This window comes from Alishewanella sp. WH16-1 (assembly GCF_001441695.1).
Classification (GTDB): Bacteria; Pseudomonadota; Gammaproteobacteria; order Enterobacterales; family Alteromonadaceae; genus Alishewanella; species Alishewanella agri.
This window is the reverse complement of sequence record NZ_LCWL01000095.1, coordinates 30,713-47,257: the sequence shown is the minus strand read 5'-3', so window position 1 is coordinate 47,257 and position 16,545 is coordinate 30,713. Positions and strand designations below refer to the sequence as shown.

The window sequence follows — 16,545 nt, the reverse complement described above, 5'->3', positions numbered from 1 at the left end:
GCACCCGGAACTTAAGCTTCAGACATCAGGGTTGGGTAGAGAGCTGCCCTTGCTGCTGATAACGCTGCTGATAGCGACGATGCAGCTGCTTATGCTTGTTATCCAGATCGACAGTACGGCCATCGATCCACATTTGTTCAACTTGATGACCGCGGTAATCAAAAATATCACCGTTTGATACCACTAAGCTGGCACTTTTACCCACTTCAATCGAACCAAGACGATCGGCAACACCGGCAATCTCTGCAGCATCCAGCGTCAGTGCGCGCAGCGCGGCAGCAGGATCCAGCCCATAGCGAGTAACATGGCCGGCAGCAAACACCAGATTACGGGTATCCCAGAAGCCGTCCAGCGATAGCGCAAACTTCACGCCGGCACGTTTTAACACGCCTGGCGCACTAAACGCCTGATCGTAGGCTTCATCAACACGGGTCGGCAGACCATAAGGCGCGGTATAGATCACCGCCACCTGGTTGGCAGCCAGCTCATCGGCAATGCGCCAGCTGTCACGACCACCGACAATCACTAACTTCACACCATACTGCTGCGCCAACAGCATTGCCTGACGCATTTGCCGTGGATCATCGGCATGCACAAACAGCGGTAACTGCTGCTCAAAAAAGCTTAACATGGCATGCCAGCGTGAATCACGCCCACGATTCAGCCCTGCTTTTTCCGCCAGATAGTAGGCATGAGCCGCGGTAAAGTAGTCCTGCAATTGCGCCAGCTGCTCGGCCTGACGCTTTTGCTGCTGCTCGACACTATCGCGAACCCACCAGCCGGTTTGAATCCCCATTCGTGGCCAATTGACATGCAAGCCAACACTGGATTGCACCAAAGCATCCTGCCAGTTCCAACCATCCAGTTGCATCAGGGCTGAGCGCCCGGTGATCAGCGCGCCGGACGGGTAAATCAGGCTGTGGCTAAAGCCATTACTGCGAATGGTTGGGATCACGGCCGAATCAGCATTAAAGGCCACTTCAGCGCGCAAATCCGGGTTAGTAGCAGTGGTTTCCCGATCATCACGGGTGGCACGTACCGCCTCGACTTCAATTAAACCCAGCTGATTAATCAGTGCAATCAGGCCCGGGTACAGATTCTTACCAGTCAGATCCTGCACCTGTGCATTGGCTGGCGCGCTCAGGTTCACGCCAACCGCGGCAATTTTACCATCCTGAATCAGTACATCCTGCACCGTTGGTGCGACCACCACTGAATGGACGGTAGCATTTTTTAATAACAGGGGCTGGCTCGCTGCCGTGCCCGGTACCGGATTAACCGCGGCGGCACTGCCGGCAGCCAGCACACAGGCTGCGGCCAGAATAGATTTTATTAATTTCATCAGTGTTGTCCTCCGTGGGCATGACCGTGGCTATGCAGGTGATCACCAAAACCAAAACGCAGTTTCAGCCAATCGTCGTTATCCTCGCAGTGCCAGATCGGATCGTCCTGTTTGTAGCTGTTAGTACTGCCCTGGCGTGCCGACTCACCGGCCGTCAGCACTTTCTGGATCAGCTGCTGGCGCTCACTCTCCAGTTGCTCGCGCTTTGCCAGATCGCTGCTACGATCAAAGTAACGCGCACCTTCAATCCAGGTTTGCTGCACGACGCTATAGACTGATAACGGATGCTGATCCCACAGTACGAAGTCAGCTTGTTTACCTTCAGCAATCGACCCGACTTTATCATCAATTTTCAGCTGCTTGGCCGGATTGATGGTGACCATCTTCATCGCTTCATGCTCATCCATATTGCAGTACATGGTCGATTTTGCTGCTTCCTGATTTAAGCGACGTAACAGGCCCGGGTCATCAGAGTTAACACTCACTAACAAGCCTTGCTCATGCATTAAACAGGTATTGGTTGGGATGGCGTCTGTCACTTCCATCTTAAAACCCCACCAGTCAGCAAAGGTTGACACACTGGCGCCGTGCGCCTGCATTTCACTGGCGACTTTGTAGCCTTCCAGAATATGGGTATAGGTATTCACCTTAAAGCCCATCTCATCAGCAACTTGCATCAGCATCAGAATCTCTGACGCCACATAAGAGTGAGTGTGGATATGACGTTTACCTTCCAGTATCTCGACCAGGGTTTCCAGCTGGTAATCACGACGCGGCGGCACGGTGCGACTCTGCTCGCGACGCGACAACGTGTTATAAGCCTGCCAGGCAGCCTGATACTCTTTCGCCGCCTGGAACTGATCACGGATAAAGGTTTCTACCCCAATCCGGCTTTGCGGGTAACGGGTGTTAAACTCGGTGCCCCAGTTTGATTGCTTGACGTTTTCACCCAGCGCAAACTTGATGCTTGGCGGCGCATTACGGAACTTCATGCCCTCGGCATCCGCCCCCCAGCGCAGGCTGATAATTTGTGCCCGGCCACCGATAGGGTTGGCACTACCATGCAGTACCTGAACCGCGGTAACCCCACCTGCCAGCGCACGGTAGATATTAATATCATCCGGGTTAATCACATCGCCCAGATGCACTTCAGCGGTATTGGCATGCGAACCTTCGTTAACGCCCTGCTCAGTAGCAATATGCGAGTGCTCATCGATAATACCTGGGGTTAAATGTAGTCCGGTCGCATCAATGACACGGTAGCCGCGTGGCGTTGCCAGATTTTTGCCAATTTTTTCAAACTTGCCGTTACTGACCAAGACGTCGGTGTTTTCCAACACGCCAGCCTCAGTAGCCGACCAGACGGTCGCATTTTTAATATGGAGCTTTTCGGCTTGCGGTAAGGCTTCGACACCAAAGGCACGGTTTGGATAAGTCAGCTTTGACAGCATGGCTGCCGGCGCTGGCGCCGGTTTCGCTGCTTTGGGCTCGATGCTACTGCGCTGCGCCGTCACACTTTGCTGTTTGCCCGCTGCATCCAGCCAGTAGCCGGCTAACTGTTCGCCACTGAGCACACCATTAAACTGCAGCACCACAGCCTGCTCGGTTAAATCTTTTAATGGCAGACTAAATTGCAGGCGCTGATCCTGAGCTTTGATATTTGCCAGTTTGGCTTTTTTCTCGCCCAGTACCGCTTCGCCAGCTAGTTTCGGGGCATTGCCAGTTAACGTTATCTGTACGCTTTGCTCACCGACACTCAGCTGATACTGCCCGGCAAAGGCCGCAGGCTGGACTGGTGCAAAGCGTTTTTCCTGACCACGCAGCCAGGTCGCCACGATCTCACCCTCTGCGAACAGATCGCCACGGCTGATTACCAGATCGGCCTGATAACCCGGCGCTACTTTACCCAGTTGTTGACCCAGGCCAAGAATATTAGCGGGTACCGTAGTCAGCGCCGCCAGCGCTTGCTGTTGGCTTAAGCCGTACTGAACAGCTTTGCGCAGATTCGGGATAAAGTCGGTTTTTTTGTTCAAACCGTGGCTGGTAAACGCAAAAGGGATACCAGCCTGCGCCAGTACTGCCGGGTTAGCCGGTGCCCGTTCCCAGTGGCGTAAATCGGCCAGATTGACATCCAGCCGCTGCTCGGCAGTCGTCACATCCGGCGCGGCCGGGAAATTCAGTGGTAATAAGATCGGCTTGCCAGTGGCTTTGATTTGCTCCAGCCGGCTGTATTCGTAACCTGATCCCAGTAACAACGCATTAGTAATCTCAAACTCAGACAACACCTTGTTGGCTCGCAGCAGCGAACGCTCATCACTGGTGTCAAATAACACCCCTTGCTGTTTAACATTAGCCAGACCTGCCAGCGCAGCATTAAACTCTAAAGGCTGGCCATTCACCGTGACATTTTCGCGGCTGCTGGCTGCCTGATACCAGTTGGCATCAGATAAAGTCTGACGGATCAGCGCAATAGAGCCCATTAGGGAAGAGGGGTAAGTTTGTTTCGAACTGCCTTTGCTAAAGGCCATAAAATGCTGGCTATCGGCTTTTAATACCAGATTATTCGGTAAATCATCGGCCAGTGAGGCTACAAAGGCGGTGCCGCGGAAAATCCCATCCTGGCGCGCGCTCTGTACCACCGTAAAGCCCTGCTTCAGAAACTCTTCCGCCGCTTTGCTATCCGGTTTGAATTCGCTGACCCAGCGCTGCTCTGCATGGATGGCATCATTGGCAGCATTACCACCACGGCGTTCATTTTCATAGACCGGACGGCGGCCAAAACTAAAGCCCTCGCCTTCACCGGCTTTTGGCACACCGTACTGGGTGTAGGGGTCTATAAAACCCGCATAGACGGTGTAACCGCTAAGATCCCGCTGTTGGTAACCAGCCGGCACCCGACCGTTACTGTTAACAGCCTCAATTTTGCCATCCCGGATCAGGATGGTCGCACCGGTCAGGGTTTTACCCGGTTCGGTTTGCACGGTGGCATTGGTCAGCGCAACCAGATTCGGTGTTTTATCGCGGATCCCAAGCTGCGGTGTAGTCTGAGCTGCGCTACCGGCTGCACTATAGCAGCCGAATAACGCCAAACTCAGCAAAGACAGGCGAGCTGATGTCATAACATTTTCCTGAATGAAGCGGGGTTTACCCCTGCGTTTTTATACTAAAAGTAAGATGACTTAACTCCTGCTCGGCCAGCGGCATACTAAAATAGTAACCCTGTACCAGGTAGCAGGCGTTTTGCTTTAAAAACTCGGCTTGCGCTTCAGACTCAACCCCCTCTGCTACCACCCGTAGCTGCATCTTCTGCGCCATCGCGATAATAGCCGCCACGATATCCATATCATTCTGATCTTCCGGAATATCTTTGACAAAGGAGCGGTCGATTTTCAGCTCATCAACCGGAAAGCGTTTTAAATAGTTAAGCGACGAATAGCCTGTACCAAAGTCATCAATAGATAAAGAGACGCCGAGACGCTTTAACTGATTTAGCTGTTTAATAGCCGCATCGGTGTCCCCCATTAACATACTTTCAGTAATTTCAAACACCAGATAGGCCGGATCGACACCGGTACGCTGTATAATCCGTTCAATCGTTGCCGTTAATTGTTCGTCGTTAAATTGCCGTACCGACAGATTAATTGAGACACTAACCGCATAACCACGACTATGCTGTCGCGCCAGGAAACGACAAGCCTCCAGAATGATCCATTCACCAATGGGTACAATCAGACCGGTACTCTCTGCTACGTGGATAAAGCGGTTAGGCGGAACCAGCGTATTATCCGGCAGCAGCCAGCGGATCAAGGCTTCATAACCAATTAAGGTTTCATCACTGAGATCGATTTTTGGCTGGTAATAAAGTAAAAATTGCTGGTCCCGGATCGCTTCCCGCAGCTGACTTTCAATCAACAACCGTTCATTCGCCGCATCATTTAAGTCCTGTGAGAAGAATCGGTAAGTGTTCTTACCGCGGGCCTTAGCTTCATACATTGCTAAATCGGCGTGTTTTAGCAGTAATTCTTCATCAACAGCATCATCCGGCGCCACGGTAATACCGATTGACGCGCTAATCGCCACTTCTTGCCGGCCCAGTTTGACGGGTGTTAAAAACGCCTGTTGTAACTCTGACGCTATAGTACCGGCGTGTACCTTATCCTTAATATCACTGAGAATAACCGCGAATTCGTCCCCGCCCAGCCTGGCGATTAAGTCATCATCCCGCAGTCTGCCTTTTAAACGCCGTGCCACCTCGACCAGCAACTCATCACCCGCATCATGACCCAGGGTGTCGTTAATTAATTTAAATTCATCCAAATCGAAATAGAGTAGCGCGAAACTAAAATAACCACGCTGCGACATCAAAATCGCCTTGCGTAACTGATCGCGGAAATAGCTGCGGTTAGCCAGCCCGGTTAGCGCATCATAATAAGCCAGTTGCTCCATTTGTTTCTGGCTCTGTTTGATAAAGGAAATATCCTGTAACGATGCGACATAATGCGTGAGTAAACCTTTATCGTCACGGATTGGTGCTATCGCCAATGACACCCATTGCCCCTGTTCTGCCTGGCGACCAGGTTGCAGCAATACATCACCATGCCAATGCTGACGCTGCTCCAAGGTCTTGCTGATATCAGTACTGAGTTGCTGCATATCATTGGCAAACAATTTCAGCAAAGAACAGCCATGGATAGTTGCAGCAGGTTGCGCCAACATCTCAGCTAAAAAAGGATTGATATATTCAATTTCCAGATGCTGATTCGTTATTGCGATACCTGAACTGGAAAACGCGACCGCCTTACTTAACTTTCTCGCCTGGAGTTCAGCCCGCTCCTTTTCGGCAATACGGGCATTTAAACCTTGCACCAGCTCACTAATTTCCCGTGACATTCCCAGAAATGCCCGGTTTAGCATCCCCAGTTCATCCGCCTTATTGTCCAGAAAAAGTTCCGGTAATTGTCCCTGCCCCAACCGCTCAACAGCCTGAGCCAACCTTTTTAACCGGCGTAACAAAATCTGGTGCATCAGGCCGAACAGCAGCAGCGTCAACAACAACGCAATGGCAACGGACATCAACATCGCGCGAAAACGAAAGTCATATTGTGATGCCAACAGCTGTGCGCGATCCTGGTATAACAGCAGCGTCCATTGCAGTTTCGGAATCGGGATGCTGGTTAACAAATAAGCCGGCGCCAAGGCGGCAAGACGGTCGGCCCCGCCGGGTAAGGCTGCGGCGACAGCTGCCAACTGCGGATCGGCAATAGGTTCGCCCTGATAAACAGCATACATAGCTGCTTGGGAGTCTTTAACGCCAGGCTGCAATACTTGTCCATGTTCATCCAGAAGCAGGCTGCGGTTTAACGGACTCCAATGACCGATATTGGAGCGGTTAACGGTTAACTCTGCCAGGTTAATAGCTAAACCTAACACTCCCAGAAATTCATTTTGCTGATAAATGGGAACTAACACGGCAACGATCCAGCTTTCCCAAACCTGGTCATAATAAATCGGGCTCCACCGCAAGGTTCGCTCGGGGTTTTGCTCTGGTGCCGCTAACTGATACAACGGATTCGTGGTCACCGGCAACTGCTTGTCTACGTGGATGACCCAATCAGCAGGGGCCACACGAATAAACTGCTCTGCTGCCATAAAAAACACACTGGAAAAATCCTGCTGCAATAGCGGCATCATCTGCTGCCAGGCGATTGCACTGGCCTGCAAAATGGGTTGCGCTTTATTCGCTGGCCGCCCTTGCGGTGAAAAGACCCCAGACCACTCATCGCGCTGGCGCCAGCTGCCATCGTTCACTGGCAACGCCTCACTGACCGGCAGCGTACCGACAGGGCGTTCGGTTAAATGACGCAGCAGAATTTGCTGCGCGCGCAACGCTTTTAATTCCAGTGACAGCAGATAACGTTCAAATTGCTTCTGATAATTGTCCGCCGTACGGGCAATACTTTGCTGTTGCTGCTGTTGTAAGCTTTGCTGTTGGTAACTGGTGAAAAAATGGGTGATACTCAAGCCTGTCAGCAAAACGGCCATAAACACCAGAGCTGAAAACTTTAGTCCCAGTGAATTAATCCTGGTAACCTTATTCTGCGTAAGATCCTTCACCAATTGGGCTCGCTGCTGTTATAGTGACCTAAAGTGCCTCAGTCAGGTACACTGAAAGCGGTGTTTGACTGTACAATGTTCTAAGTTAATCGAACAGAAGAGAGTATACAAATGAAAAAAGCCCTGTTTGCTTCCCTGCTAAGTTTTACGCTGGTTATGCCTGCCATCGCTGCCACCGCTTTTACTGATGGCAAAGATGCCGTTGACTACCGTCAAGCCAGTTTTCAATTGATTCGCCATAATATGGGCGATATTCAGGATATGATTCGCGGTAATGTTGCTTTCGATGCTGAGCGGGTACAGCGCCGTGCCGAAGCACTGGCTCTGCTGAGCCAATTACCCTGGGAAAGCTTCACCATTCCGGGCACTAAAGAGGCCGGTGGTAATGTTAAGCCGGCGATTTGGGATAATTTGCCAGAAGTACAGGAGCGCGGTGCTAAGATGGCTGCAGATGCCGCAACTCTGCTTGCAGCGGCGAAAACTGCCGAGCAAGCAGAGATTCGCAAAGCCTTCGGGGATTTCGCCAGAAACTGTAAGGCGTGTCACGATAAATACAAAGCAGATTAATTAATAGATCAAGGGCAGCCATGGCTGCCCTTGATCTGTAAAGCGCCGCTTAATCGTCATTAAATAAACTTCAACAGCATTTCCCCTTGCCAGAGATAAAACACCGTTAATAACACCGCCACCAGCGCAAAATAACTCCAGCTGGCACGCAAAGATGGAGCTTTAGCAGTAGCACTGGCTTTACTGCGCCCGGTAACCATGGCCCCAATTACGTTATCATGCCGGATACTGTGCCAGATTGCCGCCAATATATGCACAGCGACGCAAATCAAAATCAGATCAATATTCAGTTTATGAATTTTTGATGCCAGTGACACCCAATCTTCTGCTAAGTGCCGCACCAAGGGGCCGTCGCTAATATAACTGTTGTCAAAGGTTGCCAGCCCGCTCAAAATTTGCACACTGAGTAGTGATAGCAGCGCAAAAATCATATAGCCGCCGGCCGGGTTATGACCGAGTACTGGTTTCGGATTGCGTAAATAACGAACCGCGGCTAGTGGTGAAGCCGCAAAGTGACTAAAGCGGGCGGTCACACTGCCATAAAACCCCCAGCAAATCCGGGCAATCAACAAGGCAGCCAGGGTGTAGGCCAGTAACTGATGTTGTGCCATAAGTCCTTCATTGCCGGTGTACCAGAGCGCGGCCAGCAGAACCACCTGCGACCAGTGAAATACCCGTACCGCCAAATCCCATACTTGCACTTTAACTAACATTGAGCTTTCCTTTTGTTGTGCTAACCTTCTGATTTTACACCAGCGGAACAATAAGATGAAAATACTAAGCTGGCTACTGGCGCTGCTTTTACTGGTAATTATTCTGCTCAGCGGCAGTCTGTACTTTTACCTTAAGGGTAGTTTACCAAACTATAATGGCCGTTATCAGGTCGCAGTGGCTGAACCTGTCCGCTTAAGCCGTGATGCGCTTGGTTATCTGACTATTTATGCCACCGAGCGTTCCGATGCGGCTTTCGCACTGGGTTTTGCTCACGCCCAAGAGCGTTTTTTTCAAATGGATTTGAGCCGCCGTTATGCCGCAGGAGAACTGGCGGCCTTATTCGGTGCGCGGGCATTACCTCAAGACAAACAACAGCGGCAGCATTTATTCCGGCGCCGGGCCGAACAACTACTCACCAGTCTGCCAACCGCTGAGCTGCAACTGCTGGCCGCATACAGCCGGGGCGTCAATGAGGGTCTGGCCAGTCTGTCGCGAGCGCCGTTCGAATACAGTCTGCTACAGAGCCAACCCGAGCCCTGGCTGGAGGCGGATACCCTGTTGGTGATCTACAGCATGTATCTGGATTTACAGGGCAAAGCCGGACGCGATGAATATGCGATGACCCAATTACAGGCGGCGCTTCCAGCCGACTGGTACCATTTTTTACAACAACACAGTAGTGATTGGCAAGCAGCGATCGACCAAAGCCGGGTCAACGCCATAGCGGTTCCGGATAGCCCTTATCCCACAGCATTACAGCAACTACAAAGTTGTCAGGATTGTACGCTAAAAGATGCGACTGATCTGGGCAGTAATAACTTTGCCGTCGCCGGCAGCCTTACCTCGCATAGCGCAGCAATTCTGGCAGATGATATGCACCTGTCACAACGCGTGCCGGGGATCTGGTACAAGGTGCAATTAAATTGGCAACATAACGGCACCACCAGACAAGTAACCGGCCTCAGTTTACCGGGTACACCCGCGATAGTGGTCGGCTCCAACGGCAAAATCGCCTGGGGTTTTACCAATACTACCGCCGACTGGCACGACCTGGTGAAGATCGAACTCTCAGCCGATCAGCAACAGTACCTTGGCGTCGACGGTTGGCAGCCGCTGCGACGTTATCAGGAACAGATTCTGGTCAAAGATGCGCCGGTTGAAACCTTGACCGTACAATACACTGAGTGGGGCCCGTTAGTGTCCTTTCCCGACGACCAGCCATATGCACTGCGTTGGGTCGCGCACGAACCCTATGCCGTTAATTTTACGCTGCGCCAGCTGGAACTCGCCGATAATGCTGCAGCAGCGCTCGCGCTTGCACCTGAGATGGGTATTCCGGCGCAGAATCTGCTGGTAGCCGATGCCGGTGGCAATATTGGCTGGACAGTATTTGGCCCAATCCCAGAGCGGAAACTACAAGATTGGGATACTGCACAGTATTGGCATCAGGGTGATAATTACTGGCGTGAGCGCATCGCTGCCTCCGCTTATCCCCATATCTTTAATCCTGCTTCAGGCCGTTTATGGTCAGCAAATGCCAGGACCGTTGGCGATGAAGCTTATCAACTACTGGGTAATGGCGGCTATGATCTGGGGGCCCGCGGCCGGCAAATTGCGGATAGCCTGCGTGAAGCCAGCCAGTTTGATGAACAGGCGCTACATCAGATCCAGCTCGATCACCGCGCAATATTACTGCAACGCTGGCAACAGCTCTTGCTAAACGAGCTGAGCGTCGAACTAGCGGCGCAGTTAGGTTTGAGCGAGTTTAGGCAACATATTGCCCAATCAGCTGATACTGCCTCACCCGAGGCAATTGGCTATACCCTGCTGCGACAATTCCGGCTTAGCATGCTGGAGCTGACCTTTGCCCCCATCGCTGCATTACTGGAGCAAGCCGGCGCCCGCAGCAGCGATCTAAAATATTCGATGGAAACCCCGTTTTGGCTGCTGTGGCAACAGCAGCGCCCGGATACCTTACCGGCGGCATATAGCAGCTGGCAGGAGCTGCTGTTAAGCGCCGCTCGGGATAGCCAACAGAAGATCCTGGAGCAGTATGGCAGTTTGCAGCAGGCCAACTGGGGCAAACGCAACAGTGCGCGGATCGAGCATCCGCTGGCTTCAGCCATACCACTGCTCGGCCGCTGGCTGAATATGCCGGCCACGCCGCTGGCCGGCGACAGCCATATGCCGCGGGTACAGCATGCGGCCTTTGGCCAATCGCAACGTATGGTGGTGGCTCCCGGCCAGGAGCAAAGCGGCATTCTGGTGATTCCGGCCGGGCAATCCGGGCACCCGCTGTCGCCCTTTTACCGGACGGATCATCGTTACTGGCAAGCAGCGATAGCGCTACCCTTTTTACCGGGGCCGGAAAAATATCAGCAACAGTTGCTGCCGGCCCCTTGACTTTGGCCATCCAGACGGATTATGGTGCTGATATGAAAACAGTATCAGTTGTGCTCGGTTTTTTTAGCTTTACCACCTTAGCGAGGAGGTAGCTGACCGTGCGCGCGTGTTAAGCAGAAACCTCCCAAGCCGGGAGGTTTTTTTTTGAGTCGTTTTTAGTAGTTATCAGCACAGAGGCCGTTATGGAATTAGATCAGATCAGAACCGCGATCAGCGATACCGATCAGCAGTTATTGGGGTTACTGGCAAAAAGGCGTGCACTGGCATTGGCCGTCGCCGAAGCGAAATTATCGCAGAACAAGCCCATTCGCGATCAGAAGCGGGAACAGGAATTATTACTGTCGCTGATTGAGCAAGGTAAGCCGCTGGGACTGGATGCGCAGTATGTGACACGAATTTATCATGTCATTATCGAAGACTCAGTGTTACAGCAACAAGCCAAGGTGCAGGGCCAGCTAAATGGTGAACATACCCCGGCGGTAAGGGTAGCCTTCCTCGGCGGTCAGGGCTCTTACAGCTACTGGGCAACGCAAAAATACTTTACCCGTCGCGCCGAGCGGATTATTGAACTGGGCTGTGACAGCTTTAATGACATTGTCAAAGCGGTGGAAACCGGCCATGCCGACTATGCAGTACTGCCCATTGAAAATACTTCATCCGGTTCTATTAACGAGGTATATGACTTACTGCAGCACACCCGCTTATCGATAGTCGGGGAGTTAACCCATCCGATCGAGCACTGCTTGCTCGGCCTGCCTGGTACCGACCTGAGCAAAGTACGCCAGGTCTGCTCCCATCCGCAGGTCATTGCCCAGTGTAGCCAGTTCTTACTGGGGCTGACTAACGTTAAAATTGAATACTGTGAAAGTTCATCCGCCGCCTTTGCCAAGGTAAAAGCCTTACAGGACCCCACTATTATCGCGATTGGCGGCGAAGAAGGTGGCAAACTCTATGGCCTGGAGGTATTAACCCGCGAGCTGGCGAATCAGAAACAAAACGTCAGCCGCTTTATTGTGGTTGCCCGTAAACCGGTGCAAGTGGCAAAAGCGATCCCGGCCAAAACCACCTTTATTATGTATACCGGCCAGCAACCCGGTGCTTTGGTTGAAGCGCTGCTGGTACTGAAACAACATGGCATCAGTATGAGCAAACTCGAGTCACGCCCTATTCCGGGTAATCCGTGGGAAGAGATGTTTTATGTCGATGTCAGCGCCAATCTGAATGACTACGCCATGACGCGCGCGCTGGAAGAGCTGAACAATCTGACCAAGTTTGTCAAAGTGCTGGGCTGCTACCCGAGTGACGAAGTCACGCCAACCGAGATCCAGGCATAAGTCTGCATAGCCAGGCCTGAACAGCCAAGCCTTAACAGAGAAGATCGAGGGCAGCCCAGAGGCTGCCCTCACTGTATCAGAACAGGATCTGCTGGCCCTGCTCCGGGATCTGCGCCTGAATCCCCGCCTCAGCCAGCACCTCTTGCAGCACCTGCTGTGCCTCAGGTTCACCATGCACCAGATAGAACTCGGGCGCACCGCCAATGGCGGTGGCCCAGCGCACTAGCTCAGTTTGTCCGGCGTGCGCAGAAAAGCCGCCAATGGTATGCAATTTGGCTTTTACCACTGTATCCTGCCCGAAAATTTTCACCCGCTTTTCACCATCCACCAAACGCCGGCCGAGCGTGCCTCTGGCCTGAAAACCAACAAAGATGAGATGGTTAGTGTTTTTCCATAAATTATGTTTCAAATGGTGTACGATGCGCCCGCCATTACACATACCACTGCCAGCGATAATAATAGCGCCATGAGTCACCCGGTTGATTGCCATTGAGTCTTCGACGGTTTCAGACACTTTCAGCATCGGTAACAACTGCTCCAATGTCATGCCTTTCTTATAACCAATCTTGTCCAAATCACTTTGCTCAAGTCGGTGCAGATACTCGCTATAGATCCGGGTAATGCTAATCGCCATCGGGCTATCCAGAAAGACCAAACGTTGCTTTAGCCGCCCCTGACGGTGCAATAGTGCCAGGTAATACAGAATTTCCTGCGAGCGTCCCAGGGCAAAGGCCGGAATAAACACATTACCGCCATCGTTATAGGCTTGCTCCAACGCAGTCGCAAACTCTTCAATGGTATTATCCAGCGGTTGATGGTTACGATTACCATAGGTACTTTCCATCAACACAATGTCGGCCTGGTCAACCTCGGTTGGTGCCGGCAGCAGTACAGTCGCGGGATTACCCAGATCACCGGAGAACACCAGTTTTTTCATCGCCTGCTTACCCTTTAGCCAGAGCTGCACTATGGCCGACCCCAGAATATGGCCGGCATCAGCAAACTCCAGTTCAACGCCCTGTAATGGGAAAGCTCTTTTGTTATAGCCCAGCACCTGTACTAAGTCACTCACCCGCTCCGCATCCTGCAGCGACATCACCGGCTCATAGATTTTCTTGCCGGCTCGGGCGGCTTTGCGGTTTTGCCATTCCAGATCTTTTAGATACAGATTGACTGAGTCCTTTAACAGCACCGGTAACAGTTCGGCGGTGCCCGGAGTACAGTAAATATTGCCGCCAAAGCCTTTCGCCACCAGCAAAGGCAATAAGCCGCTATGATCAATATGCGCATGCGACAGGATGACGGCATCTATGTCCTTTGGTTTAAACGGGAAGCGGAATTTGTGCCATTCTCTGACCTGATCCGCGCCCTGCACCATGCCACAATCGAGTAAAAACTGTTGCTGATTCATCTTTAACAGATAACAGGAACCGGTGACCTGCCTGGCGGCGCCGATAAAGGTTAAACTGGCATTAACTGGCATGGTTAATTTCCTCATGGTTCACCGCGCTAGTTTGCGGTGCTTGTTGGGGTCCATGCAATTTGGCAAGTGCCAGCATAGCCCGGGTTAATTGTTGGTTAAAACGACGCAGCTCGGCAAAACGCAACAGCTGATCGCCGCCAGAGTCATTACTTAAACGTTCGGTCAACACCAGTAGGTATAACTGATCTTTCAATTTTTGCCGTTGCCGCATCAAATCACGATAACAGCTACGGATCAGCTGGGCAGCATCCGGCCAATGTGCCGAACTGAGTTGTTGCCATAAAGCCTGTTCTGGCACAAAGGCTTGCGGATCGCGCTCGGCTTGCTCTGCTAACTCAGGTAGTAACTGTAATGTCATTTCTAACCTTAGCTGATTTTTGATTAGTTCGTTTAGCGCGTGCGATTCCTGCTCTGCCAGCTGGCTTTTGCCCAACAAGGTTAAATAGTGACTGATCTCACTTTGTAGCTGCCGGATCTGCTCAATACTCTGGCTTGATAATGTTTTACCCTGACTTAACAGCAACGCCTGACCGCTTATCAATTGCCCTACCCTTAAACTCTCCATACTCAGGGTCTTAATGGCCACTGCCGGAATACTCAGGCTGGAAGCATCCAACACCCGTAGTTGGCCGGCTTTTTGTGCCCGAAAGCGGCTATTTAAAAACAATACCAACCTGCTGGTCAGCGGCCACATCAGAAGCACGCCTAAAATATTAAATAAGGTATGAAACAGCGCCAAGCTAAGCGCCGGATTAGGGTCGTGAAACAGCGCGTTCTGTAGCAGGCTGATAAACCACAGCAAGGGTGTCAGGATAATGATAGCGGCGATACCGGTTACCAGGTTAAAGATCACATGTAGCATGGCTAATCGCTTGGCTTTTGCCGTCGCAGCTAAGGTCGAGATAATGGCGGTGGAGGTAGTACCTAAATTTGCCCCTATCACAAAGGCAGCCGCTACTGACAACGGAATAACCCCAGTTGAGGTCGCAGTAATAACCAGCGCCAGTACAGCAATTGAAGCCTGCATCACCACGGTCAGCAAGGTGCCAATTAACACCCCGAGTAACAAGCCCCAGACACCAAGCTCGCTGAGCAGGGAAAACTCGATATCGACAAAGACGGTATCGAAACTGTCTTTTAAGTAAGCCAGCCCCAGGAAAAACAAACCGAAGCCCACCAATGCCTCGCCAAAACCTTGTCGCCGAGCCGATTTTGCGAATAGTTTTAATAAGGCCCCCGCGCCAATCAGCGGCATCGCCAGCGCTTCAATTTTAAATTGCATGCCGACTAAAGCGACAAACCAACCGGTCAGAGAGGTCCCGACATTACTGCCATAAATGACAAAAGCAGCATTTTGCAGCGACAAGATACCAGCATTGACAAAGCCGATGGTGGTAACAGTAATCACGGTTGAGGATTGCACAGCGACGGTGGTGGCCGTGCCAAAGAGCAAACCCTGCCAGGATTTTTGGGTGCTGCGCTCCAGAAAATGCATCAGGGCCCGACCGGCTGCAGCTTTTAGCCCCTTACTCAGCCAGTCCATGCCCAGCAGGATTAACCCGAGCGCACCCAGACCAATTAAAATATCTGATAGCATAGCCTTCCTTCTTGCTTTTCTATGTTATAACCCAACTTTACAACGCCTTAGCTGTTTTGTATCAAAAAAGTAGTAATAAAGGGGATCTTGTCATGACCGAAAGCAATGCTTTATATAAACGCCATTTTGCCACGGCCCAGGAATCATTAGACGCTATCTCGCAACTGCAGGACCATGACTCCTACAAACTGGCCTTTGCCGATACCGGTTTTTTAATGCAGGACGAGCTGCGGCATGTGCGCTTACAACTGGAATATCTGAAACCGCAACTGGTGCTGGATCAACATCAGATCAATGCCACTATAGTCGTGTTCGGTAGTGCGCGCTTTTTGTCCCCAGCTCAGGCCGAGCAACAACTCGCAGAAGTGAAGCAGCATTATGCGGCAAACCCGGACTCCCCTGCCGCTATCCATGCACTGACGCAAGCGGAGCGGGATCTGAAGAACAGCCGTTATTATGCGGCATCGCAGGAGTTTTCACGTCTGGTGACCGGTCATAGTTGCCAGCATCCGCACTGCGCGCTGACTATTATCAGCGGTGGTGGCCCGGGGATTATGGAAGCGGCCAACCGCGGCGCGATGGATGCGAACGGCAAGAGCATCGGCTTAAATATTGTGCTGCCAAAAGAGCAGCATCCTAACCCCTATATCACCCCGGAATTCTGTTTCCAGTTTCATTATTTTGCCATTCGCAAAATGCATTTCCTGCAACGGGCGCGGGCGCTGGTGGCCTTTCCGGGTGGCTTTGGTACGCTAGATGAGTTATTTGAAACCCTTACCCTAATCCAAACCAAAAAAGCCGAACGGGTACCGGTGATCCTGTACGATAAAGCTTTCTGGCAACGTTTGATCAATTTCGAGATGCTGGCAGAAGAGGGACTGATTAGCCCGCAGGACCTGGAACTGATTCAGTATGTCGACAGCCCGGAGCAAGCCTGGCAGGTGATTTATGATTTCTATCAGTTGGGTAAGTAGCGCCAGTAAATTCGGGC

General features: G+C 51.8%; 10 protein-coding genes. 4 read left to right on the top strand and 6 right to left on the bottom strand.

Features of this window, described 5'->3' with window-relative positions:
- Nucleotides 1-25: 25 nt before the first annotated feature.
- The 3 genes from AAY72_RS08795 to AAY72_RS08785 are packed head-to-tail and all read right to left on the bottom strand — an operon-like array spanning nt 26 to nt 7,384.
- On the bottom strand, nt 26-1,342 hold the full coding sequence (locus AAY72_RS08795) for an amidohydrolase family protein (RefSeq protein WP_057786890.1): 1,317 nt from the start codon (nt 1,340-1,342) through the stop codon (nt 26-28).
- Entirely contained in the window at nt 1,342-4,461 is a 3,120-nt protein-coding gene (locus tag AAY72_RS08790) for an amidohydrolase family protein (RefSeq protein ID WP_057786888.1), read from the bottom strand. Before AAY72_RS08790 ends, AAY72_RS08795 begins: the two co-directional genes overlap by 1 nt.
- 25 nt (nt 4,462-4,486) lie before the next feature.
- Complete coding sequence (locus AAY72_RS08785; RefSeq protein WP_231728936.1) at nt 4,487-7,384, bottom strand: EAL domain-containing protein; 2,898 nt, start codon at nt 7,382-7,384, stop codon at nt 4,487-4,489.
- Between the two features lie 183 nt (nt 7,385-7,567).
- Between AAY72_RS08785 and AAY72_RS08780 the strand changes: the two genes are divergently transcribed.
- Nucleotides 7,568-8,023: a cytochrome c gene (locus AAY72_RS08780; protein ID WP_057786886.1), complete on the top strand. Its 456-nt coding sequence runs from the start codon at nt 7,568-7,570 to the stop codon at nt 8,021-8,023.
- Between the two features lie 59 nt (nt 8,024-8,082).
- Here AAY72_RS08780 and AAY72_RS08775 read toward each other — a convergent pair whose 3' ends face one another.
- The gene (locus tag AAY72_RS08775) at nt 8,083-8,736 is read right to left on the bottom strand and encodes a cytochrome b/b6 domain-containing protein (RefSeq protein ID WP_057786884.1); all 654 of its coding nucleotides are present in this window, start codon (nt 8,734-8,736) and stop codon (nt 8,083-8,085) included.
- Between the two features lie 55 nt (nt 8,737-8,791).
- Here AAY72_RS08775 and AAY72_RS08770 point away from each other — a divergent pair, with 55 nt between their 5' ends.
- Together AAY72_RS08770 and AAY72_RS08765 are read left to right on the top strand one after the other, a co-directional pair.
- Nucleotides 8,792-11,140, top strand: coding sequence for a penicillin acylase family protein (locus AAY72_RS08770; RefSeq protein WP_057786882.1), 2,349 nt, complete (start codon nt 8,792-8,794; stop codon nt 11,138-11,140).
- 182 nt (nt 11,141-11,322) lie between these two features.
- A complete protein-coding gene (locus tag AAY72_RS08765) occupies nt 11,323-12,474 on the top strand; it encodes a chorismate mutase (protein WP_057786880.1) in 1,152 nt (383 codons plus the stop codon).
- Between the two features lie 76 nt (nt 12,475-12,550).
- On the opposite strand, the gene AAY72_RS08760 is transcribed toward AAY72_RS08765, so the two are convergent.
- Together AAY72_RS08760 and AAY72_RS08755 are read right to left on the bottom strand one after the other, a co-directional pair.
- Nucleotides 12,551-13,957, bottom strand: a complete 1,407-nt coding sequence (locus AAY72_RS08760; RefSeq protein WP_008985896.1) for an MBL fold metallo-hydrolase RNA specificity domain-containing protein — start codon at nt 13,955-13,957, stop codon at nt 12,551-12,553.
- On the bottom strand, nt 13,947-15,554 hold the full coding sequence (locus AAY72_RS08755) for a Na/Pi cotransporter family protein (protein ID WP_057786878.1): 1,608 nt from the start codon (nt 15,552-15,554) through the stop codon (nt 13,947-13,949). The genes AAY72_RS08760 and AAY72_RS08755 overlap by 11 nt, the downstream gene beginning before the upstream one ends.
- Before the next feature lie 92 nt (nt 15,555-15,646).
- Here AAY72_RS08755 and AAY72_RS08750 point away from each other — a divergent pair, with 92 nt between their 5' ends.
- Complete coding sequence (locus AAY72_RS08750; RefSeq protein WP_057786876.1) at nt 15,647-16,528, top strand: TIGR00730 family Rossman fold protein; 882 nt, start codon at nt 15,647-15,649, stop codon at nt 16,526-16,528.
- Nucleotides 16,529-16,545: the final 17 nt, after the last annotated feature.

Coding starts and splice junctions, on each gene's coding strand:
- AAY72_RS08795 (WP_057786890.1), bottom strand. CDS start 1,342: ATGAAATTAATAAAATCTATTCTGGCCGCAGCCTGTGTGCTGGCTGCC.
- AAY72_RS08790 (WP_057786888.1), bottom strand. CDS start 4,461: ATGACATCAGCTCGCCTGTCTTTGCTGAGTTTGGCGTTATTCGGCTGC.
- AAY72_RS08785 (WP_231728936.1), bottom strand. CDS start 7,384: ATGGCCGTTTTGCTGACAGGCTTGAGTATCACCCATTTTTTCACCAGT.
- AAY72_RS08780 (WP_057786886.1), top strand. CDS start 7,568: ATGAAAAAAGCCCTGTTTGCTTCCCTGCTAAGTTTTACGCTGGTTATG.
- AAY72_RS08775 (WP_057786884.1), bottom strand. CDS start 8,736: ATGTTAGTTAAAGTGCAAGTATGGGATTTGGCGGTACGGGTATTTCAC.
- AAY72_RS08770 (WP_057786882.1), top strand. CDS start 8,792: ATGAAAATACTAAGCTGGCTACTGGCGCTGCTTTTACTGGTAATTATT.
- AAY72_RS08765 (WP_057786880.1), top strand. CDS start 11,323: ATGGAATTAGATCAGATCAGAACCGCGATCAGCGATACCGATCAGCAG.
- AAY72_RS08760 (WP_008985896.1), bottom strand. CDS start 13,957: ATGCCAGTTAATGCCAGTTTAACCTTTATCGGCGCCGCCAGGCAGGTC.
- AAY72_RS08755 (WP_057786878.1), bottom strand. CDS start 15,554: ATGCTATCAGATATTTTAATTGGTCTGGGTGCGCTCGGGTTAATCCTG.
- AAY72_RS08750 (WP_057786876.1), top strand. CDS start 15,647: ATGACCGAAAGCAATGCTTTATATAAACGCCATTTTGCCACGGCCCAG.